The organism is Streptomyces xanthii (genome assembly GCF_014621695.1).
Taxonomy (GTDB): domain Bacteria; phylum Actinomycetota; class Actinomycetes; order Streptomycetales; family Streptomycetaceae; genus Streptomyces; species Streptomyces xanthii.
In genome coordinates this window covers 4181589-4202869 of sequence record NZ_CP061281.1, presented here as the reverse complement: position 1 = coordinate 4202869, position 21281 = coordinate 4181589, and the positions used below count along the sequence as shown (strand labels likewise).

The 21281-nt window shown below is 71.9% G+C and carries 22 protein-coding genes and 1 pseudogene; 15 read left to right on the top strand and 8 right to left on the bottom strand.

From position 1 onward, the window contains the following. Positions 1-20: 20 nt before the first annotated feature. Together IAG42_RS19090 and IAG42_RS19085 are read right to left on the bottom strand one after the other, a co-directional pair. Positions 21-457: pseudogene (locus tag IAG42_RS19090) on the bottom strand (aldo/keto reductase); the annotation flags it as partial. Between the two features lie 13 nt (positions 458-470). After that, entirely contained in the window at positions 471-968 is a 498-nt protein-coding gene (locus IAG42_RS19085; RefSeq protein WP_188338184.1) for a DUF5994 family protein, read from the bottom strand. A 325-nt stretch (positions 969-1293) separates the two neighbouring features. Between IAG42_RS19085 and IAG42_RS19080 the strand changes: the two genes are divergently transcribed. From IAG42_RS19080 to IAG42_RS19055, 6 genes are all read left to right on the top strand, one after another. After that, on the top strand, positions 1294-1560 hold the full coding sequence (locus IAG42_RS19080; RefSeq protein WP_188338183.1) for a hypothetical protein: 267 nt from the start codon (positions 1294-1296) through the stop codon (positions 1558-1560). Between the two features lie 123 nt (positions 1561-1683). Next, complete coding sequence (locus IAG42_RS19075) at positions 1684-2910, top strand: PP2C family protein-serine/threonine phosphatase (protein ID WP_188338182.1); 1227 nt, start codon at positions 1684-1686, stop codon at positions 2908-2910. A gap of 146 nt (positions 2911-3056) precedes the next feature. Further along, positions 3057-3551: a DUF5994 family protein gene (locus IAG42_RS19070; protein ID WP_188338181.1), complete on the top strand. Its 495-nt coding sequence runs from the start codon at positions 3057-3059 to the stop codon at positions 3549-3551. A 4-nt stretch (positions 3552-3555) separates the two neighbouring features. After that, positions 3556-3744, top strand: a complete 189-nt coding sequence (locus tag IAG42_RS19065; protein WP_188338180.1) for a hypothetical protein — start codon at positions 3556-3558, stop codon at positions 3742-3744. A 114-nt stretch (positions 3745-3858) separates the two neighbouring features. Then, positions 3859-4377, top strand: a complete 519-nt coding sequence (locus IAG42_RS19060) for a DUF5994 family protein (protein ID WP_223206071.1) — start codon at positions 3859-3861, stop codon at positions 4375-4377. A gap of 369 nt (positions 4378-4746) precedes the next feature. Continuing rightward, entirely contained in the window at positions 4747-5187 is a 441-nt protein-coding gene (locus tag IAG42_RS19055; protein ID WP_188338179.1) for a PaaI family thioesterase, read from the top strand. On the opposite strand, the gene IAG42_RS19050 is transcribed toward IAG42_RS19055, so the two are convergent. Continuing rightward, positions 5188-5649: an SRPBCC family protein gene (locus IAG42_RS19050; RefSeq protein ID WP_188338178.1), complete on the bottom strand. Its 462-nt coding sequence runs from the start codon at positions 5647-5649 to the stop codon at positions 5188-5190. A gap of 85 nt (positions 5650-5734) precedes the next feature. Continuing rightward, on the bottom strand, positions 5735-6082 hold the full coding sequence (locus IAG42_RS19045) for a VOC family protein (protein WP_188338177.1): 348 nt from the start codon (positions 6080-6082) through the stop codon (positions 5735-5737). A 59-nt stretch (positions 6083-6141) separates the two neighbouring features. Between IAG42_RS19045 and IAG42_RS19040 the strand changes: the two genes are divergently transcribed. Beyond that, the gene (locus IAG42_RS19040; protein ID WP_188338176.1) at positions 6142-6531 is read left to right on the top strand and encodes a DUF6578 domain-containing protein; all 390 of its coding nucleotides are present in this window, start codon (positions 6142-6144) and stop codon (positions 6529-6531) included. A 27-nt stretch (positions 6532-6558) separates the two neighbouring features. On the opposite strand, the gene IAG42_RS19035 is transcribed toward IAG42_RS19040, so the two are convergent. Next, positions 6559-7878 carry a GH1 family beta-glucosidase gene (locus IAG42_RS19035; RefSeq protein ID WP_188341474.1) on the bottom strand — a complete coding sequence of 440 codons (1320 nt, stop codon included), beginning with the start codon at positions 7876-7878 and terminating at the stop codon, positions 6559-6561. A 73-nt stretch (positions 7879-7951) separates the two neighbouring features. On the opposite strand from IAG42_RS19035, the gene IAG42_RS19030 reads away from it, so the two are divergent. Beyond that, positions 7952-8587 (top strand): TetR/AcrR family transcriptional regulator, encoded by a 636-nt coding sequence (locus IAG42_RS19030; protein ID WP_188338175.1) that lies wholly within the window; start codon positions 7952-7954, stop codon positions 8585-8587. Here the strand turns inward: IAG42_RS19030 and IAG42_RS19025 are convergent. Both IAG42_RS19025 and IAG42_RS19020 read right to left on the bottom strand, forming a co-directional pair. Next, positions 8575-10644, bottom strand: coding sequence for a galactose-binding domain-containing protein (locus tag IAG42_RS19025; protein ID WP_188338174.1), 2070 nt, complete (start codon positions 10642-10644; stop codon positions 8575-8577). The two genes, IAG42_RS19030 and IAG42_RS19025, sit on opposite strands and share 13 nt — an antisense overlap. Before the next feature lie 129 nt (positions 10645-10773). Further along, positions 10774-11148 (bottom strand): ArsR/SmtB family transcription factor, encoded by a 375-nt coding sequence (locus tag IAG42_RS19020; RefSeq protein ID WP_188338173.1) that lies wholly within the window; start codon positions 11146-11148, stop codon positions 10774-10776. A 128-nt stretch (positions 11149-11276) separates the two neighbouring features. Between IAG42_RS19020 and IAG42_RS19015 the strand changes: the two genes are divergently transcribed. Beyond that, positions 11277-13292: a heavy metal translocating P-type ATPase gene (locus tag IAG42_RS19015; protein ID WP_188338172.1), complete on the top strand. Its 2016-nt coding sequence runs from the start codon at positions 11277-11279 to the stop codon at positions 13290-13292. On the opposite strand, the gene IAG42_RS19010 is transcribed toward IAG42_RS19015, so the two are convergent. After that, the gene (locus tag IAG42_RS19010) at positions 13265-13861 is read right to left on the bottom strand and encodes a dihydrofolate reductase family protein (protein ID WP_188338171.1); all 597 of its coding nucleotides are present in this window, start codon (positions 13859-13861) and stop codon (positions 13265-13267) included. The two genes, IAG42_RS19015 and IAG42_RS19010, sit on opposite strands and share 28 nt — an antisense overlap. 189 nt (positions 13862-14050) lie before the next feature. Here IAG42_RS19010 and IAG42_RS19005 point away from each other — a divergent pair, with 189 nt between their 5' ends. The 6 genes from IAG42_RS19005 to IAG42_RS18980 all read left to right on the top strand — a co-directional run bounded on the left by IAG42_RS19005 (position 14051) and on the right by IAG42_RS18980 (position 21230). After that, complete coding sequence (locus IAG42_RS19005; RefSeq protein WP_188338170.1) at positions 14051-15646, top strand: hypothetical protein; 1596 nt, start codon at positions 14051-14053, stop codon at positions 15644-15646. Continuing rightward, entirely contained in the window at positions 15643-17196 is a 1554-nt protein-coding gene (locus tag IAG42_RS19000) for a hypothetical protein (RefSeq protein ID WP_188338169.1), read from the top strand. Before IAG42_RS19005 ends, IAG42_RS19000 begins: the two co-directional genes overlap by 4 nt. Positions 17197-17460: 264 nt before the next feature. Further along, positions 17461-18048 carry a TMEM165/GDT1 family protein gene (locus tag IAG42_RS18995; RefSeq protein WP_188338168.1) on the top strand — a complete coding sequence of 196 codons (588 nt, stop codon included), beginning with the start codon at positions 17461-17463 and terminating at the stop codon, positions 18046-18048. A gap of 88 nt (positions 18049-18136) precedes the next feature. Continuing rightward, positions 18137-18763: a TetR/AcrR family transcriptional regulator gene (locus IAG42_RS18990; RefSeq protein WP_188338167.1), complete on the top strand. Its 627-nt coding sequence runs from the start codon at positions 18137-18139 to the stop codon at positions 18761-18763. After that, a complete protein-coding gene (locus IAG42_RS18985) occupies positions 18760-20424 on the top strand; it encodes an FAD-binding dehydrogenase (RefSeq protein ID WP_188338166.1) in 1665 nt (554 codons plus the stop codon). Before IAG42_RS18990 ends, IAG42_RS18985 begins: the two co-directional genes overlap by 4 nt. Then, complete coding sequence (locus IAG42_RS18980; protein WP_188338165.1) at positions 20421-21230, top strand: SDR family oxidoreductase; 810 nt, start codon at positions 20421-20423, stop codon at positions 21228-21230. Before IAG42_RS18985 ends, IAG42_RS18980 begins: the two co-directional genes overlap by 4 nt. Positions 21231-21281 lie beyond the last annotated feature (51 nt).

Genomic DNA, 21281 nt, shown 5'->3' with positions numbered 1-21281 from the left:
GCTCTGCGCGCGCGGCGGTAGCTGTCGAGACGGCGTCCCGCGAGCCAGGCGACTATCTCGGGGTCGCGGTGGTCGAAGAAGAGAGAGCCTCCGGTGCCGAGCGTGGCGATCCGGGCCATCTGCTCGTCGGTGAGCCGGAAGTCGAGGACGTCGAAGTTCTCCGCCATACGCTCGGCGCGCACGGACTTGGGGATGGCCACGACGCCGCGCTGGGTCAGCCGGCGCAGGACGGCCCGGGCGACCGACTTGCCGTGTTCCTTGCCGATCTCGGCCAGCAGCGGGTTGGTGAACAGGTCGTTCCTGCCCTCGGCGAAGCAGGCCCAGGACTGGATCTGCACGCCGTGCTCGCGCATCAGGGTCTGGTAGTCGGCGCGCTGAAGGGGTGGGTCTCGATCTGGTTCACGGCCGGGGTGATCTCGTTGTTGACGATCAGGTCCACCAGCCGGCCGGGGTGGAAGTCCCGCGCCGCGTCAGCCCGTCTCCACGCCTTCGCCGCCGGCCTGGGGGATCGCGGCGACGAGGATCTCGGCCGCATCGGTGACGTTGTCGGCGCGTACCGCGCGGGCCATGGCCGTGCGGGCGGCGTCCGGGGGTGTGCCGGGCGGGACGACCATCAGGGCGAAGTGGTCCTCGTCGCCCCGGGTGATCAGCGCGGTGTCGTCCCCCACGGGGAAGGAGTCGAGGTGCACGATCCGGCCCTCGACGGTCACACGGGTCGGGATGTCGTTCCAGGCCGAGGCGTCCAGACCGACGCGGGTGATCGGGCCGAGGTGCCGGGTCAGCGCGGTGACGAGCGGCGGGATCTCCTGCTCGACGTCCCGGGTACGAGGCCACCAGGCCCCGTCGAGAATTCCCTGCCGGGACCGCTTCGTCTCCAGCCGGAGCAACGCCGTGCCGGGCCCGACCGCTTTGTGGATGGCGTCCGGCAGCAGGAGCTGGGGCGTGGGGGGAATACCTGCGTCTGTCATGGCTGAACCACCTGTCCACGAGGGTCCGTCTCCCTGTGCCGGAGCGACGCCACGGCAGGTGGCGAGGCGACCGTCGACGGACTCCCCGTCCTTTCACCGTACTCCGGGCACCGCTGCGTCCGCGCTGTTCGGGGGCGCGGGCGGGCGGCTCGCGGACCGCTTCTGTCGGCCTCGACGGGACGGTGGGACGTACGGTGGGGGGGTACGGGCGAGCCTGTCGATCGGCTCCCCCTTGCCGATGTCTTTCCGAGATCCTCCCTCCGAGATCCCTCCGAGATCGCTTCCGCCCCACGGGGAGCGCTCTGGGCGAAAGGACGGTTCTGCCTTGGCCCCCAACGACCCAGAGGCCCTGCCGACGCCGGGGCACGCCGAAGTCCGTATCGTCGCAGCCACCCCTGATGCCGCGCGGGCGGTGGCGGAGGTGCTCCGGCGCTGCTTCGCAGGTGGGGAGCAGCGCAGCTACCCCGCGCCCGGCGGAGGCACCCGGCTCCACCTCACGGTCGACACCACGCACCTTGCCGAGCCGGCCCGTTCCTGGCTGGCCACCAGCAGGCCCTCCCACGGGACGGGCCCGCACTCCGAGGAGCCCTGACACCGGCCCGCCACCGGGGCAGATGGCGGGCGGGTTCGCCGAGGGGCATCCTGGAAGCGGCGCCGGCTGCCCGCTGCCACGATTGCGGGCACGTTGTCGGCTCGTCCCGTTGGGAGGTCCAGGATGACCGCCGGACGGCACACGCACCGGGAGGCCGAGCGCGCGGAGAGCTTCGGGGAGGCCCTGCTGGGCGGGTTCCTCGACCGTGCGCACGAACTGCACCCTGACCAGGTCGGGCCGTTGGTCGCCGCGACGGTTGTCCGGTTGGGCGGCCGTGACACGCAGCTGCTGCTCCAGGACTACGGGCAGCGAACGCTGATCCCTCATCCCGGCGGGGGACTGGCGAACGGCGCGCCGCTGCCCATCGAACGTTCCGAGGCCGGTCGGTGCTTCCTCACTTCCCGCCCCGTCGAGGTGGCGCTGCCCGACGGCGTACGCGTGTACCTGCCGCTGCTGGACGGTGGCGCAACGGCCGGCGTCCTGGCGCTCACGCTGGACCGTGTCACCGACGACGACCGCCGCGTACTGCGCAGGCTCGCGGCCTTGGTCGCCGGCCTGGTGAGGACCAAGGACGGCTACACCGATCAGTTCTTCCGCACCCGCCGCAGCGAACCGATGAGCGTCGCCGCCGAGATCCAGTGGGCGCTGCTGCCGCCGCTGGCCATGACCATGCCGCAGGTGGCCGTCGCCGGAGTGCTGGAGCCGGCCTACGACGTGGCGGGCGACAGTTTCGACTACACCCTGAACGGCCCGTTCCTGCACCTCGCCATGATCGACGCGATGGGCCACGGCCTGGACGCGGCCACCATGGCCACGGTCGCCATCGGCGCCTACCGGCACGCCCGCCGGACCAGCGTCGAGCTGGAGAAGATCTATCGCTTCATGGACGAGGCGATCGCCGAACAATTCGCCCCGGACCACTTCGTCACCGCCCAGATGATGCAGCTGGACACCGACACAGGCCGGCTCCAGTGGGTCAACGCCGGCCACCCCGCGCCCCTGCTGATCCGCGACCATCACGTCATCGGCCGCCTCGAAGGCCCCACGACCCTCCCCGTCGGCTTCGGCGGGGCACAGCCCGAGGTCAACGAACGCGGACTCGAACCAGGTGATCGCATCCTGTGCTTCAGCGACGGACTGGTCGAGGAACACGCGAACGGGCAGAAGGAGTTCGGCGAGGAACAGCTGATCACCTGGATCCACCGACTGGACCGCGCCGAACGGGGCGTCCGCGAAGTCGCACGCGACCTGTCCCACACCCTCATGCAAGCCCGGGACGACACCACGACCGACGATGCCACGCTCGTCCTCCTGGAATGGCGCGGCCCCGCCCTCGACGGCGAGAAGTAGCCCGGCTCGAAACACCCGATCGGCCGCAGGCCGGAGTACGGTGAAGACACCGGGAGTAATTCGCGCACCTGCACCCATGCCGACGCCGTTCCCGGCGCTCACGACGCTGGGCCGCTCGGTCGACGCCCCAGGGACAGGCCGACCTCATGACCGCAACCACTCCCTCCCGCCCGGCGCGCCTCACCCTCACGAGGAGGCGTCCCCTGCCCGGCCTGCTGGACGGCGCCTGGTGGCCGTTCTCACGTGACCTCGCCACCGAACTGCCGGCTCTGGTGGACGCCATGGAGGAACGCTGCGGGCCCGTCACCCGCATCACTGTCGGCCCCGCACGCTGGCACAGGGGCCCTCGCGAGATCATCGCCATGGGCCACACCGTTCACCTCGCCTGGTTCACCGGACAGGACCCCGACCTCATCGTCCTGCGCTCCTACGGCCTCGGCCGGTGCGACCTCCTGGTGGTGCCGCCCGAGACCGCGGCCGCGTCGGCAGACCTCATGATGGCCTCGGTCCCCGGCACCGAGATCACGGACAGACACGGCACCCGGGGAACCGCCGCACAAGAGGGGCTCAAGCCATCTGCGCCGCTCAGCCCCGTCGTCGGGGCACGCGTGCTCCCGCTGCCGCGCAGCATGTGGAGGTGACCCCATGGAGACCCTCGTCGCCCTCGCGGTGATCGCAGCCATGATCATCATCGGCGTGGTCCTGATCCACCTGCTGAATGCCCAGCACGCCGTCCGGATGACGTCGTATCGCTTCAGTGCCCCACTGCCCGGCCTCGGCCGCCGCGGGCGTCGCCGGAACCGAGCGGCGAAGGACCCGGAGCACACCGCGTGAACCGAGCGTAAATTGGTGGACACAGGGAGCATTCAGGCAGGCCGCAAGAGCGGCCCGGTCTTGATGAATGACCGATGCGGGCAGCTGGGAGCCGTCCGGGACGGGATCACGACAATGGATGACAGCACAGCGCCCGACCGGGTCACGCCACCCGACGGCATCGACGCGTACGAGATGCCGCTGCCCCGACTCAAGCTCACGCCCGAAGCCAGCCACGGTCCGCTGGACGGGGCGTGGTGGCCGCGCTGCGACGCGCTGGAACTCGAACTGCCCGCACTCGTCGGCATGTTGAACCCGGACGCGGGCGCCGTCACCGGAGTCACCGTGGACGCCGCGTCCTGGCCCGACGCCCCGGGGACCGTCATGGCACCCCATCAGGTGATCGCGGTGGCCGAGACCCTCCTCGCCACGGAAGAACACGCGATCACCGTGGACTGCGGCTCACTGGGGCGCTGGGAACTGCTCGTGATCCCACCCGACGAGCCGCCCGGCACGGCCACTCGCCTGCTGCGAGCCGCCGCAGACCCCGAGAACCCGCTGTCCGCCCCACGCCTCCTGGCACTCACCGAGAACGGCGTCGACGGAGAAGCCGCATGGGAGTCGGAAGGCGGACCTGCCCCCGTAGGGACCTGACGCCCAGGAAAGTGCCCGCCCCTGCTTGCCGGGGTTTCCCGTCCTGGGAGCCATCTGGGAGCCGACCCGCACCCCGAGCCCCGGCGACACCGGCTGACGCCGCCCCACTACCGCGCTCTGACCAGGCAAAACAGCAAACCAACCGGTGACGATCACGCCCGAACCTCATTCGGGACGAAGAGGTCGTGGGTTCAAATCCCGCCACCCCGACAGCCGTAAGACCAGGTCAAGGGCCTGATCCGCGAAAGCGGGTCAGGCCCTTCCTGCGTTTCCGGGGCGGGGATCCCGAACAGCCTTGTGAGGCCGTCGCCCCGCTCGTACCATGACCTGAACGTTGATTCAGTTCATCGGACGGGACGGGACACCGCCATGACGCAGGATCTGACCGCCTTCGCTCAAGCCGTCTTCAAGGCGCAGCCGTTCAGCGGATTCATCGGGGCCGAGCTGACGGCGGTCGGGCGCGACTCCGCGGAGATCCGTGTCGAGAACCGGCCCGAGCTCCAGCAGCAGCACGGGTTCGTGCACGGCGGGGTGCTCAGTTATCTCGCCGACAACGCGCTCACGTTCGCGGGCGGGCTCGCGCTCGGGGGCGACGCCCTCACCGCCGAGTACAAGATCAACTACTGCAGGCCGGCCACCGGTGACGTCGTCATCGCGCGGGCCACGTCCCTGGTGACCACGCGGCGGCAGGCCGTGTGCCAGTGCCTGATCTACATGGAGCAGGACGGCGAGGAGCGGCTCGTCGCGACGGCGCAGGGCACGATCGTCGCGGCGGGGGCGGGCGCAGGTGTTCCCGGCTCCGGCGACTGACTAGGCGCCGGACAGGCGGGCCGTGAGGACGCGGGCGCGGTTCTGCTGGACCGCGCCCGCCTGGGAGGCCGCGAAGCGGAGCAGGCCCGGGGGTGTCCTCAGGTGCAGGGTGTCGGTGACGACGCTGCCGGACGCGTGGCGGTCGATGGTGAAGCGGTAGCTCATGCGGACCCGGGCGGGGCTGCGGACCTCGCCGGTGATCTCGGCCCGGGCCGGGAGCCGCTCGGGGGCGGCGACGAGCGTGACGCCGATGATGTTGTCGTGCGTGAGGACGCCGAGGAAGCGGAAGCGTTCCACGGCCGTGTAGTGCAGGGTCCCGTCCGTCTCCGTGCGGTGCACGTCCCGGACGGCGACCAGGAGCGGGGACAGGCCTATGTAGTTCGACGGTTCGGCCAGGTGCGCGAAGACCCTCTCGGGCGGCGCGGCGATCTCGAACCGGTGCTTGAGCTCGGTGGACGGCACCTCGGGCCCCCTCGGGTACGGCGCGGCAGCGCGGTGATCCTCCCATCGCGGGGGCGCGGTTCCCAGCCCTGGGCGCCGGGTCCGTTCAGAGGTCGTGCGCCGTCGCGTGGCGTGGCTGATAGAGCCCCAGGTCGCCGCCGCCGGGGAGGCGGAGGGTGGTCTTCACGCCCCAGCCGGCGTCGGTGACGGGTTCGGTGAACTCGACGCCCTTCGCGGTGAGTTCGGCGAACGTCGCCGTGATGTCGTCGCACATCAGGTACAGCTCGTGCGCGGGGCTGTCGGCGGGGTGGACCGCGGCCTCGGCGGGCGGCAGCCGGAAGACGAGCCAGCCTTCCCCCGCGTCGACGTACGCGTACCCGAGGACGTCGCGCAGGAAGGCCCGGTCCGCTGCGGCGTCGCGGCTGTAGAGGATGACGTGGGCGCCGTTGATCATGCGGGCGACGTTACCGGGGCGCCCCTGCGATCGGGCCGCGCCGGGCGGACACTGACTCCATGACGGTGACGATCTGGGTCGACGACTGGCAGATGCAGTGCTGCGGCGACAGCTTCGGGCCGGGGGACGTCGTCTCCTGGGGCCTGGAGGAGGCCGATCCGGCGGACTACGCCGATGTCCTCGGTGAGGAGCGGGCCGGAGGGATCGGCTTCCGCGAGGAGCATCACGGGCCGGAGGAGCACCCGGCGCCGAGCCGGCTGCGGGTGCTGACCGTCACGGAGGTGCACTGCCGGTACGAGCTTCCCGCCGACGGCACGACGAACGTCTACCACCCCGTCCCGGGCACGGCCGAGCTGGTGCCGGTGGACGGGGAGGCGGACGGGTGGGCGAAGGCACGGCCGGGGGTCGGCTTCGTCGGGTACCTCGTCACCGCCGAGCGGTGCGGGTGAGCTCGGCGGTGTCTCCGGACTGAGGGCTCAGCCCCGGCGCTGCGCCCTGATCAGGTCCCGGTACCAGGTGAAGGACGACCTCGGGGTGCGGAGCTGGGTCTCGTGGTCCACGTGGACCAGGCCGAAGCGCTGGTGGTAGCCCTCCGCCCATTCGAAGTTGTCCAGCAGGGTCCAGGTGAAGTAGCCGCGTACGTCCACGCCCTGGGCGATCGCCGCGTCGACCGCCTGGAGGTGGGTCGCCAGGTAGTCGATGCGGTCCGGGTCGTGGATCGCACCGTCGGTGGAGCAGCCGTTCTCCGTGATGTGGACCGGGGGGAGGGCGGGGTAGCGGTCCTTCAGGGTGACCAGCAGTTCGCGCAGGCCGTCGGGGACCACCGGCCAGTCGAAGGCCGTGCGGCGGTAGCCCTCGATGGGGGCCTCTTCGAAGGGCAGGCCCTCGGACGTCGGCGCCTGGATGCGGGTCGGGTTGTAGTAGTTGATGCCCAGGGCGTCCAGGGGGGCCGAGATCAGGTCGAGGTCGCCGTCCTTCACCGAGCCGCCGAGGGTGGCGTCGGCTCCGTAGGCCGACAGGTCGGGGTAGGTGCCCTTCAGGAGCGGGTCGTTGAAGAGGCGGTTGTGCAGGGTGTCGTAGGCGTCGGCGGCCGCGCGGTCCCCGGCCGAGTCCGAGGCCGGCCAGACCGGGGTGCAGTTGTTGGCGATCATCACCTCCAGGCCGCGCGAGCGGAGCTCCCCCGACGCCAGTCCGTGGGCGAGGAGTTGGTGGTGGGCCACCGGGAGGGCGTCCAGGAACAGGGCGCGGCCGGGGGCGTGGACGCCCAGGCCGTAGCCCCAGACCATGTGGACGAACGGCTCGTTGAGGGTGATCCATCGGTGGACGCGGTCGCCGAGCCGGTCGGCGACGATCGCGGTGTACTCGGCGAAGCGGTGGGCCGTGTCGCGGTTCGTCCAGCCGCCCTCGTCCTCCAGGGCCTGCGGGAGGTCCCAGTGGAAGAGGGTCGGGACGGGTTCGATGCCACGGGCGAGCAGGCCGTCGACCAGGCGGTCGTAGAAGTCCAGGCCCCGGGCGTTGACCTGGCCGGTGCCGGTGGGCAGGACGCGGGGCCACGCGATCGAGAAGCGGTAGCCGGTGAGGCCCGCCTCGGCCATCAGGGCGAGGTCCTCCTCGTACCGGTGATAGTGGTCGCAGGCCACCGCGCCGGTGTGCCCGTCGCGGACCGTGCCGGGGCGGGCGGTGAAGGTGTCCCACACCGACGGGCCGCGCCCGTCCTCCTCCACGGCGCCCTCGATCTGGTACGACGCCGTCGAAGCGCCCCAGACGAAGTCCTTCGGAAGATGGTCCAGATCCAGTTGCACGGCCGACCCCCAACTCTCGAAACATGAGCAGTACTCACGTTAATCGCCTCGGTGGGATGATGGAAGCGTGAATCAAGACCGCACTGCAGGGACGTTGCGCCGGCTGCCGGTCCAGAAGCGCAGCGTCGAGCGCTTCGAACGGCTGCTGGACGCCTGTGCCGAGATCCTCGACGAGGTCGGCTACGCCGCGCTGACCACCAAGGAGGTGGCCCGCCGGGCCGAGGTGCCGATCGGCACGCTCTACCAGTTCTTCTCCGACCGGGAGGGGCTGATCGGCGCGCTCGCCGCCCGCAACCTGGAGCTGTTCCTGGCCCGGGTCACCGACCGGCTGGAGCGCGAGGCGCCCGACGGCATCGCGGGCATCGTGGACGTGACCGTCGAAGAGTTCGTCGCGATGCGCCGCACCATCACCGGGTTCGGTGTCGTGGACTTCGGCGCGGTGGGCCAGGACCACGTCCTGGAGCCGACGCGGGACAACAACACCGCGGTCGCCGGGCGGCTGCGCGCCCTGACCGGCGCGCTGACCGGCGTCCCGGACGACGACGAGCTGGACATCGCCGTGCGGGTCGCCCTGGAGTGCGCGGACGGCGTGCTGCAACTCGCCTTCCGCACCGACCCGCAGGGCGACCCCCGGCTGATCACCGAGTGCAAGCGCGTCCTCAACTGCTATCTCGGCGACCGGATCGTGCCTCAGCCGGTGTAGACGCCGACCTCCTTCAGCGAGTAGCCCCACTGCGTGCCGCGTTCGAGGCCCTTGATCCGTACGTAGCGGGCCTCTGTTCTGTCGAACCGTGCCGTGTCGAAGCCGCCGTCACCGGCGGTCGTGGACCACGCCGTCGTCCAGTTCTCGCGGTCCGTGGACAGCTCGATCCGGTACGACTTCCCGTACGCCTTCTCCCAGTCGAGGGTGACGCGGCCGACCTGCTGCGGGGACCCGAGGTCGATCCGCAGCCACTGGTCGTCGTTCCACTCGCTGGCCCAGCGGGTGGAGTTGTCGCCGTCCACCGCCCGGCCGGGCTGGAAGCTCTCGAACGGGTTCCACCACTCCGACGAGGACGCCCAGGCGCCGACGCCGGCCGTCGCGAGGTTCTTCCCGGGCGCGTACTTCTCGGTGTTCGCCCACATCCGCAGATAGGACTCGGCACCCGTGAAGAGGTCCTTGACGACCTCCTCGCCACCGACGTTGCGGATGTCCTGGATCCAGTCCGGGACCATGCCGTAGTGCGCGCCGCCGTCGGTGTTGAAGTCCCAGGTGCGCTCGCCGGTGGTCTGCTTGTCGATCACCGAGCCGCCGTCGAAGCTGCGGAACGGGTACGTCACCGGGTTCGGGGCGTCCTTGCCGCGCGGGGCCGGCCAGCCGCCGACGCCGTTCATGTCGGTGCCGTAGCCGTATCCGACCTTGTACTTCTCACGCAGGTCCTTGGTGCGCGCGGCCTCCCCGACGAAGCCCTGGGAGCCGCCCATGTACTGCGCGGCGAACCCGCCGAGCTTGTAGAGGCGTTCGGTCCAGCCCAGGTCCATCCAGCTGTGCGAGGAGATGACGCCCGGGTACGCCTCGGACTCGAGGATGTCGAGGGACTGGCCCACGGCCTTGACGCTCATGTGGTCGAGTTCGAGCATCATGTTGCGCTTCATCATGCCGCGCACCGCGTAGGCGCCGAGGTCGGTGAGACCGCGGGTGTTGCACTGGGCGCCCGACTCGTAGGTCGGGACCTCCTCGCCCTCGGGCAGCCGCTTCTCCGCCTCGGGGGCCGGGGCGTTGCCGATGGGGTTGTCGTGCTGCGGGCCCTTGCAGTCCTCCGTCTTCCAGTAGGTGCCGGTCGACAGGAACTGGCCCACGTTGATGGCCGTGCCGAGCGCGCCGGAGTCGTAGCGCACGCCGCACAGGGCGTTGTCGAACTTGTGGCACAGGAACATGCTGCTGACGCCGAGCTTCTTCAGCTCGTCCAGGCCGCGGTCGATGTCGTCCTTGCCGCACTGGGCGACGTCGAGGATCTGCTTGCAGCCGAACGGCTCCGAGGTCTCCACGCCCAGGACGACGGCCAGCTTGCCCTGCTCGACGACCTCACGGGCCTGCGCGCTGTTCGTGACGATCCGGAACCAGCCCTTGCCCGGGCCGCCGTACTGCTTGTCGATGAAGTCCTGCATCTCGTAGGTCTTCTTCGCCTCGAGACGGATGGCGTCCATCTCGTCGCAGCCGCGGTCCTTGAAGAAGTAGACCGAGCAGATCACGCCGTTGGTGACGAGGTCGTTGACCAGGACGCGCTGGCCGCCGCGCCAGGCACGCTCGATCCAGGCGTAGTAGTTCTGCTGGTGGGTCAGCGAGTCGTGGGCGGGCCAGTCCTTGAACGTCGGCCAGCCGACGGGATCGTGCTTGCCGTCACCTCCCTTCGTGATCATGTCGAAGACGGCGAAGGTGCCGTCGGGGTAGTGCTCGGGGCAGTCCTTGAGCGCGTCGGCGACGCCCTGCTCGGAGAACGGCTTGCCGCAGATCAGACGGCCGCCGAACCCCTCGTTGGACATGATGTGGTCGTGGGCGTCGACGAAGCCCCTGACCCGGCCCTGGGCGTCGGTGCCCTTGAAGGGCTCGCCCGTCACGTCGATCTGCGAGTCGGGGGCCGGCCGCGCGGTCGGCTCCCACCAGTGGGGCTCCGCCGCGGAGCTGGGCCCCGGAGCGAGCACCAGCGCCAGCACGGCGAGGAGCACGGAGACCACGCCGAGGGATCTGAGTCTGTAGCGCGAAGGCTGAACGTTGACCATGGGGGAGATCCTTAAAGATGAGCCGGGCTCACATTCTGCTCTCAAGGTAGGGACCCCGGGGCGCGACGCCAAGACCCGGTACCGAGGAATCGGCACCGGGTCTTGAAAACAGGCTCGAAAAGGGCGAGTTCAGGACTCGCGGGCGTCCGCCGGCTCGTCGTGCTTGCCCAGCCTCAGGTGCTCCACGTGGTACAGCGCCTGGTCGAGGAGCTCGGAGACGTGGTTGTCGTAGAGGGCGTAGACGATGGAGCGGCCCCGGCGCTCACCCGTGACCAGACCCAGGTTGCGCAGCAGGCGGAGCTGGTGGGAGCAGGCGGAGGGCTCCATGTCGACGGCCGCGGCCAGGTCGCCGACCGCGCAGGGGCCCTCCTGCAGGCGGGCCAGGATGCGCAGACGGGACGGGGTCGCCAGGGCCTGGAGGGTGGCGGCCACGTCGGCGACGCCGACCGTGTCGAGGCGCTCGCGCGTGGTAGCGCTGGTGGTCGTGCCGGCTCCGTGACCCATACGGGCATCCTACCCACGACACCTGAAGACCTGTTCACATGAACGTGTATGGTGATGGTCTCGGCCGCCGGCCGTCGGTTCCCGGCTTCCGGTCCCGGTTCTCCGTCGCCGATCGAGGGGTCTTCGTCATGCCGCCGTACGTGCTCGAGCAGGAACCGGTCGCGGACCGGGCCGCCACGGGCTCCCCGGGCCTCCCGCCCCGCGGGCGCACACGCCTGCTCGCCCTGCCCGAGGTCCGCTGGGCGCTCGCCGCGCTGCTGCTGTTCCTCGGCGCGCTCGCCCTGGACCTGGCCGGGGCTCCGGGGTGGCTGTGGGGCCCGCTGTACGCGGCCGTGTACGTGACCGGCGGCTGGGAGCCCGGCTGGGAAGGGCTGAAGGCCCTGCGCGAGAAGACCCTCGACGTCGATCTGCTGATGGTCGTCGCGGCGCTCGGCGCCGCGGCCATCGGGCAGGTGCTCGACGGGGCCCTGCTCATCGTCATCTTCGCCACCTCGGGCGCGCTGGAGGCGGTGGCCACGGCCCGTACGGCGGACTCGGTGCGGGGGCTGCTCGACCTGGCGCCGAGCACGGCGACCCGGATCGCGGCCGACGGCACCGAGGAGACCGTCCCGGCGGCGCACCTCGCCGTCGGGGACCTCGTCCTGGTCCGGCCCGGTGAGCGGATCGGCGGCGACGGGCAGGTCGTGGCCGGGGCGAGCGAGGTCGACCAGGCCACGATCACGGGCGAGCCGCTGCCCGTGGCGAAGCTCGCCGGGGACGAGGTCTTCGCCGGCACGCTCAACGGCACGGGCGCGCTCCGGGTGCGGGTCACCCGCGATCCCGCCGACTCCGTGCTGGCCCGGATCGTGAAGATGGTCGAGGAGGCGGCGGAGACCAAGGCGCCGACGCAGCTGTTCATCGAGAAGGTCGAGCAGCGCTACAGCCTGGGCATGGTCGCCGCGACCGTGCTGGTCTTCGGGGTGCCGCTGCTGTTCGGCGCCGCAGTGCAGGACGCGCTGCTGCGGGCGATGACCTTCATGATCGTGGCCTCGCCCTGCGCCGTCGTCCTCGCGACGATGCCACCGCTGCTGTCCGCGATGGCGAACGCGGGACGGCACGGCGTACTGGTCAAGTCCGCTGTGGTCATGGAGCGGTTGGGGCAGGTCGACGCCGTCGCCCTGGACAAGACGGGCACGCTCACCGAGGGCACCCCGCGCGTCGTCGAGGTCCGTACGGTCCCCGGCTCCGGACTCGACGAGGAGGCCGTGCTGCGCTGGGCGGCCGCCGCCGAGCACTCGAGCGAACACCCGCTGGCCCGCGCGGTCGTGGAGGCCGCCGTCGCCCGCGGCCCGGCCGCGCTGCCCGCCGCCACGGACTTCGCGGCCCGCCCCGGCACCGGCGTCGAGGCCACGGTCGACGGCGTACGCGTGACCGTGGGCGCCCCGCACCGGCTCACGGGCCCCGACCCTGACGAAGCCCACGACCGCCCGGCGCTCGACGCGGCCGCCCGGCTGGAGGAGCAGGGCCGCACCGCCGTCCTGGTCCGCCTCGACGGCAGGCCGGTCGGGGTCCTCGGTGTCGCCGACCGGCTCCGCGCCGACGCCGCCGCGGCGACCCGCGGACTCGGCCTGCTGACCGGGACCGCCCCCGTGCTCCTGACCGGCGACAACCCGCGCGCCGCCGGACAGTTGGCCGCGGGGCTCGGCATCACGGACGTACGGGCCGGGCTGCTGCCCGAGGACAAGGTGGCGGCCGTGCGGGAGCTGGAGCGGGCCGGGCGGCGGGTGCTCGTCGTGGGCGACGGGGTCAACGACGCCCCCGCGCTTGCCGCCGCGCACACCGGCGTCGCCATGGGCCGCGCCGGTTCCGACCTGGCGCTCGACGCGGCCGACGCGGTCGTGGTCCGTGACGAGCTCTCCGCCCTCCCCACCGCCGTCGCCCTCTCCCGCCGCGCCCGCCGCCTCGTCGTGCAGAACCTGCTGATCGCGGGGACGTTCATCACGGCGCTGGTCGCCTGGGACCTGTTCGGCACGCTCCCCCTCCCCCTCGGCGTCGCCGGCCACGAGGGCTCCACCGTCCTCGTCGGCCTCAACGGCCTGCGTCTGCTGACCGACCGGGCGTGGCGGCGCGCGGCGGCTCAGCCGGCTTCCGGGGTCCGCGTGTAGTGCGCGACGACGACTCCCTCGGGGGTCGTCACGGTGCGGGTCAGGGTCAGTTCCCTGCGCGGGGCCGGGTGCTCGAAGAGCCGGGTGCCGGTGCCGAGGGTCAGGGGGTGGATCAGCAGGGTGTAGTGGTCGATCAGGCCCGCGGCGTGCAGGGAGCGGGCCAGGGCGGCGCTGCCGTTGAGGGAGAGGTCGGGGCCGGGCGTGGCCTTCAGGGCGGCGACCGTCCGTGCGGCATCGCCGCGCAGCAGGACCGAGCCGGCCCACGCGTCCGCGCTGTCCAGGGTGCGGGAGACGACGTACTTCGTGGCGGCGTTCATGTGCGCGGTGAACGGGTTGCCGTCCGTGGCCAGGCCCCAGACCCGGTGGAAGTCCTGCCAGGTGCGCCGGCCGAGGAGCATGTCGCCGGGGCGGGACATGCCCTCGGCGAGCTCACGCCCCATCACCTCGTCGTTGTACCGCGGGCCCCAGCCTCCGTACGGGAAGTCTCCGCGGGTGTCCTCGTCGGGGCGGCCGAGGCCCTGGACGACTCCGTCGAGGGTCATGAACATCGTGACGGTGAGGGTGCGCATGTGCCGTTGCCTTTCGTGAGGACGGGGTCGGCGCTTCGGTGAGGTGGGGTCGGCGAAGGGGCGGTCGAGCGGAATGTTGCGCTCCGTACAACCCTCGGCCAATGCCACCGGTCTGCGAGGCGTACGCGCGCCCGGCCCGGCCGAGATTCCTTCGGCCGGGCCGGGTCTGTACCAGCCGAAGGAGTGCTCTTGCCCCCGCCCGGATCCGTCACGGCCTCCGCCCGCGTCCGCCGCCTCGCCCTGTCCTGCGCCGCCCTCGGCCTGCTGGGCGCGGGCCCGGCCGCCGCGGCCGACGACGCGCCACGACTCGAGGTCCCGCCCGTCGTCGAGGTCGACCCCTTCAAGGCGACGCAGGGGCTCGGCACCGACGGCGAGCCGGCACGCATCGCGCTGAAGGGCGTCGACACGGCCTCGGCCGCCCGGTACTCCTTCGTCATCGATGCGTCCGGGGTCGAGGACCTGATCACCGACAGCTCCTTCCTGCCCTGTGACCAGGACCGCGACTTCGTGGGCGCGTGCCCGGGCGACGACGTGCACGTCGGCCGCTTCGAGGGCGAACTGTCCGTGACGCTGAACTCCAGGCCCTCGGCCCGCTCCGCGGCCGCCGGCCGCTCGGGCACGATCGAGGTCACCGCGAAGCGGGACGGCAAGACCGTCGACACGGCGCGGATCACGCTGCGCGTCACCGCGCCGGGCCCCCGCTTCGACCGGGCGATCACCGGAATCACCGACGCGCGGCCCGGCTCGACCGTCGCGCTGCCGAGCGGCTTCACCAACTTCAGCCGCCGCACGTACCGTTCGCTCGTCCTGGGCGTGTCGTTCTCCGACGGGCTGGTGCCGGTCGAACGGTTCCGCAACTGCCGGTACGAGCCCGTCCCCGCCGCCGCGTCGGGCACCACTCCGGGGCACTCGCCCGGGATGCTCTGCACGGTGACCGGCACCGTGAAGCCCGGCGGCTCCTACAACCTGGACCTCGGCGCCGTACGGCTCGGCCCCCACGCCGCCGGGGACACGGTGTACTACGCGAGCGAGATCCAGGAGCCGGGGAAGTCGGACGTCCCCCCGGTGCCGGGCAGCCGCGCCGGCACCGGACGCACCCTCACCTTCACCGAGCGGCCCGCGCGGGACACCACGTACGTGCGGGACGAGCTGCTCCATCTCCGCACCCGCATCGAATCGACCAACAAGCCCGACTTCTCCGTCAACCCGGTCACGCTCAAGGGCGAGGTCGGCGACGTCGTGAAGGCCGAGTTCTTCTTCACCAACAACGGGCCGGGCACGGCGAGCGCGGTCTTCGACGGGGAGGAGGACAACGAGACCGCCAACGTCGTCGAACTGACCGTCCCCCAGGGCGTGACCGTCGTCCGAGCGCCCGAGACCTGCCACGAGCAGCAGCGGAAGACGAGGAAGGACCCCGTGCGCTACCGCTGTTCGCAGCACCGGCTCCAGAAGAGCGACCTCATGACGCCCGGTCAGTTCGAGAACTTCCCCTTCGCGTTCCGGCTCGACAAGCCCAGCCACGGGGTGCGGACGGACGGATGGGTCCGGGTCGCCACGGAGTTCGACCTCACCAAGAACGACGCGCACCCCGAGGACAACCGGGCCCCGGTCGGCGTGGACATCGAAGGGCGGGCCGAGAGCGGCTCGTTCGAGGGGGACATGGTCGCGGGCCCGCCCGTCTGGGGCATCGGCGCCGTGGGCGCGGCCGCCGTCGGCGTCCTCTTCGGCGCCGCCGTCCTGATCCGGCGCCGCACCACGATCCGGGAGACGGAGCAGAACCAGTGACCCTCACCAGATCCAGATCCAGATCCCTGTCCCGAACCCTCGGATCGGCCCTGCTGGCCCTCTGCGCCGCCACCGCCGTCACCCCGGTCACCACCGCGCCCGCCGCCGCGAGCCCGGCGGCCCCCGACCCGGCGCCCGCTCTCGCCCTGATCGTCGACCACGCCTCCATGGTGATCCCGTCCCGGGGCGGCAGCGGCTTCCAGACGCCCACCCCCGACACCGGCATCTGGCTGAGCAACACCGGTCCGTGGGCGGGCGGCAAGGCGGACGCCACCGTCACCGTCGACGCCCGGGCCCTCAAGTCCATGGCCGACGGCGTCGCGGTGCCCTGCGACCCGGACGGCGACCTGCTCGGCGTCTGCGAGAACGTCCGCGGCGTCGTGCGCGGGGTCCCCCGCCGCATCGGCACCCTGACCCTCGGCACCGGCCGGGCGAGCGCGGTCGGCAGGTCCGCGAAGGTCCGGATCACGGCGAAGGACGCGGAGGGCCACCGCGCCGAGCACCGCGTCGACGTGAAGTTCCCCGAGGGGCAGATACGCGTCGACCGGGCGCCCCGCGCCGTCAAGGGCGTCGAGCCGGGCTCGACCGTCGAGACCCCGGCCGGGTTCACCAACTACTCGCTCAAGCCTGTCCGTACCGTGCGCTGGACGATGACGCTGTCCCCCGGGCTCGCCCCCGCCTCGGCCCCGTACCGCAACTGCACCTCGGTCGAGGACGCGGGCGGACCGGGCACCACGGTCACCTGCTACCTGAAGGGCCCCTTCGCCCCTCTCAAGTCCTACGACCTCGACTTCGGCGGGCTGACCGTGGCGGACAGCGCGGTCTCGGAGACCGTCGAGCAGGACGTCACCGCGTTCAGCGGCCCCCCGAACGACCGTGCCGGAGACGGCCCCGTGCTCACCGCGACCCCCCGCACCCGCGCGGACGCCGCCGTCCTGAAGGACCTCGGGCGCCCCGGCGACCGGGTCGGCAGCACGGTCGCCACCACCAACACCACCGACTTCGCCGTCACCGGAGCCACTCTGAAGGGTGCGGTCGGCGACGAGGTCACCGCCACGCTCTCCGTGCGCAACAACGGCCCCGGCTCCCGGGCGCCCACCCGCGAGGAGGGCACGAGCGACCTCGCGCCGGTCACCCTGCGCGTGCCCGACGGGCTGACCGTCGTGAAGGCACCTCAGCCCTGCTACGGGCGCAGGACCCCGCACGCGAGCCACGACACCGACGACTTCCTCGGCCTCGGCAAGCCAGGCGGCCGCCGCTACACCTGCGGTGGCACCGGCGGCTCCGCGATGGCGAAGGGCGCGACCCTCTCGTACACGTTCACGTTCCGCATCGACAAGGCGTCGGTGGACGGCACGGACGCGGTCACCACGGTGTACGGGGCCGCCGACCCTCGCCGGGCGGACAACACGGCCGACCTCACCGTGGACGCGGCGTCCGCGGCGGGCCCGGGGGCCTGGCTCACGATCGGCGGCGCGGCCCTCGTCCTCGCGGCGATCGCGGCGTTCCTGCTGGTCCGCCGCCCCTGGGCGCGGGACGGGGGTGCCTGAACGCCCGGCGTGTACCCTTGACGGAGCAAGCGAAGGGGAGTAGCCCCGCGAACCGGTCGTCGACACACTGGAACCCCCGGGTTCCCGGTGGCCGGGCCCCCGCCGATCGGGCGAGGGCGGGCGAGACCTTCGACCAGGCAGTAGCAGTACGCCACGTCGCGCGACCCCGTGCGACGTGTGTCCGACGCTGCCGGGTCGAGTGGTCCTCCCCGCGCAGTGGGTGGGTTCGCGAAGGTCCGGCCGCCCGCAGAGAAAGCGCCCCCGATGCATCTCGACCCCCTGGCGATCCTCACCGCCTTCGGGCTGATCTTCCTCGCCGAGCTCCCCGACAAGACCATGTTCGCCTCCCTGGCCATGGGCACGCGGATGAAGCCGCTGTACGTCTGGTTCGGCACCTCCAGCGCGTTCATCGTGCACGTGGCCATCGCGGTGGGCGCCGGTTCGCTGCTCTCCCTGCTGCCGGGCTGGACCGTGAAGCTGGTGTCGGCGCTGATGTTCGGCTTCGGCGCGTTCATGCTGCTGCGCGGCGGGGACGACGACGAGGAGGGCGACGAGGCCGGCGGCAAGACGGTCACGGGCTTCTGGCCGGTCTACGGCACCGCGTTCATGGCCGTCTTCATCAGCGAGTGGGGCGACCTCACGCAGATCACCACCGCGAACCTCGCCGCCACGAACGGCACCTGGTCCACCGCCATCGGCTCCGCAGCGGCCCTCATGTCGGTGTCCGCGCTCGCCCTGGTCGCCGGCCGGTTCATCGCCAAGCGGGTGCCGCTGAAGACCGTGCAGCGGGTCGGCGGCGTCTGCATGCTGGGGCTCGCGGTCTGGTCCCTCGTCGAGGTCTTCACCGGCTGAGCCGCCCGGCCCGGTACCGTCCGCACAACTCTTGTGGATACATGAACGTATCGAATACGTTCATGTATCCGATCGGGAGGCGGCGGCGATGACGGACACGCCCGGCAGCACTGGCACCATCACGAAGCGCCGCGCCCGCACGCGGCAGCGGCTGCTCGACGCCGCACTGGACGTGTTCGCCGAGGAGGGCTTCGGCCGCTCCACCGTGGAGCAGGTCTGCGAGCGCGCCGGCTTCACGCGCGGCGCCTTCTACTCGAACTTCTCCTCCCTCGACGAGCTGTTCCTCGCCCTGTGGGAGGAGCGCTCGGCCCGCATGCTCACCGATCTGCGGGCCGCGCTCGCCGGGCTCGGCCCGGCCGGACCCGAGGCCACCGTGCGGGCCGCGATCGACGCGACCCCGCTGGACGAGGCCTGGTACCGGATCACCGCCGAATTCACCGCGCACGCCCTGCGCACACCCGGCCTGCGCCGCGTCATGACCGCCCGCGAGCACGCCATCCGCGAGGCGATCCTCCCCGTCTTCGTGACCGCCCTGGACCGGCTCGGCCGGCGGGTGCCCGACGAGGAGGCACTCGGCGACGCCCTGGTCGCCGTGCACGACGGCACGGCCGTACAGGTCCTCATGCAGCCCGCCGACCCGGTCGTACGGGCCCGCCGCCAGGCCCTCTTCATGAACGTACTGAACGCTTACAGCACCCCTAGGGAGACCCCGTGAGTGACACCAGTGCAGACGTCATCGTGGTCGGAGCCGGGCTCGCCGGGCTCGTCGCCACCTATGAACTGACCCGCGCGGGCAAGCGCGTCCTGCTCGTCGACCAGGAGAACGCGGCGAATCTCGGCGGCCAGGCCTTCTGGTCGCTCGGCGGGCTCTTCCTCGTGGACAGCCCCGAGCAGCGCCGCATGGGCATCAAGGACTCGTACGAGCTGGCGCTCGCGGACTGGCTGGGCTCGGCCGGCTTCGACCGGGAGCGCGAGGACCACTGGCCACGCAAGTGGGCCGAGGCGTACGTGCGGTTCGCCGCCGGGGAGAAGCGCGACTACCTCTACGGGCTCGGGCTGAAGGTCACCCCGAACGTGGGCTGGGCCGAGCGCGGGGCCGGCACGGCCACCGGGCACGGGAACTCGGTGCCGCGCTTCCACATCACGTGGGGCACGGGGCCCGAGGTCGTCCGCGTCTTCCGGGAGCCCGTCATGGAGGCCGCCACGCGCGGGCTGGTCACCTTCAAGTACCGCCACCGCGTGGACGAGTTGATCGTCGAGGACGGGGCCGCGGTCGGCGTGCGCGGCTCGCTCCTCGCGCCCTCGGACGAACCGCGCGGCGTCGCCTCCTCCCGCGACACCGTCGGCGACTTCGAACTGCGCGCACAGGCCGTCGTCGTCACCTCCGGCGGGATCGGCGCCAACCACGAACTGGTGAAGAAGAACTGGCCCGTCGAACGCATGGGCCCGGCCCCCGAGTCGATGGTGACCGGCGTCCCCGCGTACGTCGACGGGCGCATGCTGGAGATCAGCGAGACCGCGGGCGCGTCCCTCGTGAACCGGGACCGCATGTGGCACTACACCGAGGGCCTCAAGAACTGGGACCCGATCTGGCCCGGCCACGGCATCCGGATCATCCCCGGCCCGTCCTCGCTGTGGCTCGACGCGGAGGGCAGGCGGCTGCCCGCGCCGCTGTTCCCCGGACACGACACGCTCGCCACGCTCAAGCACATCACCGGGACCGGGCACGACCACACCTGGTTCGTCCTGACCCGGGCCATCGTGGAGAAGGAGTTCGCGCTCTCCGGCTCGGAGCAGAACCCCGACATCACCGGCAAGGACCTCAAGCTGGTGCTCCAGCGCGTGAAGAAGGGTGCGCCGGGCCCGGTGCAGGCCTTCCTCGACCACGGCGAGGACTTCGTCGTCCGCGACAACCTGAAGGCCCTCGTCGCGGGCATGAACGAGCTGACGCCCGACGCGCCCGTCTCCTACGAGCAGGTCGAACGGGAGATCGTGGCCCGCGACCGCGAGGTCGGCAACGGCTACTCCAAGGACCTCCAGCTCATGGCGGTCCGCAACGCCCGCTCCTACCTGCCCGACCGCATCACGCGCGTCGCGAAGCCGCACCGCCTGCTCGACCCGGCGCAGGGCCCGCTGATCGCCGTACGCCTCCACCTGCTGACCCGCAAGACGCTCGGCGGCCTGGAGACGAACCTGGACTCACAGGTCGTACGGCCCGACGGCTCGGTCTTCGACGGGCTGTACGCGGCCGGCGAGGTCGCCGGGTTCGGCGGGGGCGGCGTGCACGGGTACAACGCGCTCGAGGGAACGTTCCTGGGCGGCTGCATCTTCTCCGGCCGCGCGGCCGGGCGCGCGCTGGCCCGGAGCCTCGCGTGAGCGCCCGCGGCACGGCGCTCGTGACCGGCGCCTCCTCGGGCATCGGCGCGGCGGTCGCCGCCGCGCTGGTGCGGCGCGGGTACCGGGTCTACGGCACGAGCCGCGACCCGGAGAAGGTGGACTCCCCCGTCGAGGGCGTCACCTACCTCGCCCTCGACCTGACCGACGACGCGAGCATCGAGGCCTGCGCGGCCGCCGCCGGGCCGGTCGACGTGCTGGTCAACAACGCGGGCGAATCGCAGAGCGGCCCCTTCGAGGAACTCCCCATGGACGCGGTGCGCCGCCTCTTCCAGATCAACGTCCTCGGCGCGGTGCGGCTCAGCCAGCTCGTGCTGCCCGGGATGCGGGAGCGGCGGCGCGGGCGGGTCGTCATGGTCGGCTCCATGCTGGCCAGCTTCCCGCTCGCCTACCGGTCCTCGTACGTCGCGTCGAAGGCGGCGATCAAGGGGTTCGCGAGTGCGGCGCGGCGGGAGTACGCGTCGTACGGGGTCGGCATCGTGACGGTCGAGCCCGGGTCGATCGCGACGGGGATCAGCGAGCGGCGCACGCAGTACGTCGCGGAGGGGTCACCGTTCCGGGGGGCCTACGACGCGATGCTCTCCGCTTTGAACCGGAACGAGGCGGCCGGGATCCCGGCGGAGAAGGTCGCCGCGAAGGTGCTGGTCGCGATCGAGGCGGCGCGGCCTCGGCCCTTCTATGCGGTGGGCAGTAATGCGCCGGTGGTGTTCGCGTTGCGGCGGGTGCTGTCGCGCGGGGCGGTGGAGTCGATGGTGGCGCGCAAGCACGGGTTGCGCCGCGGGTTCTGAGGTCTCGTCGCGGGGTGCGGCCCGGCGGGGCTTCTCGCGCAGTTCCCCGCG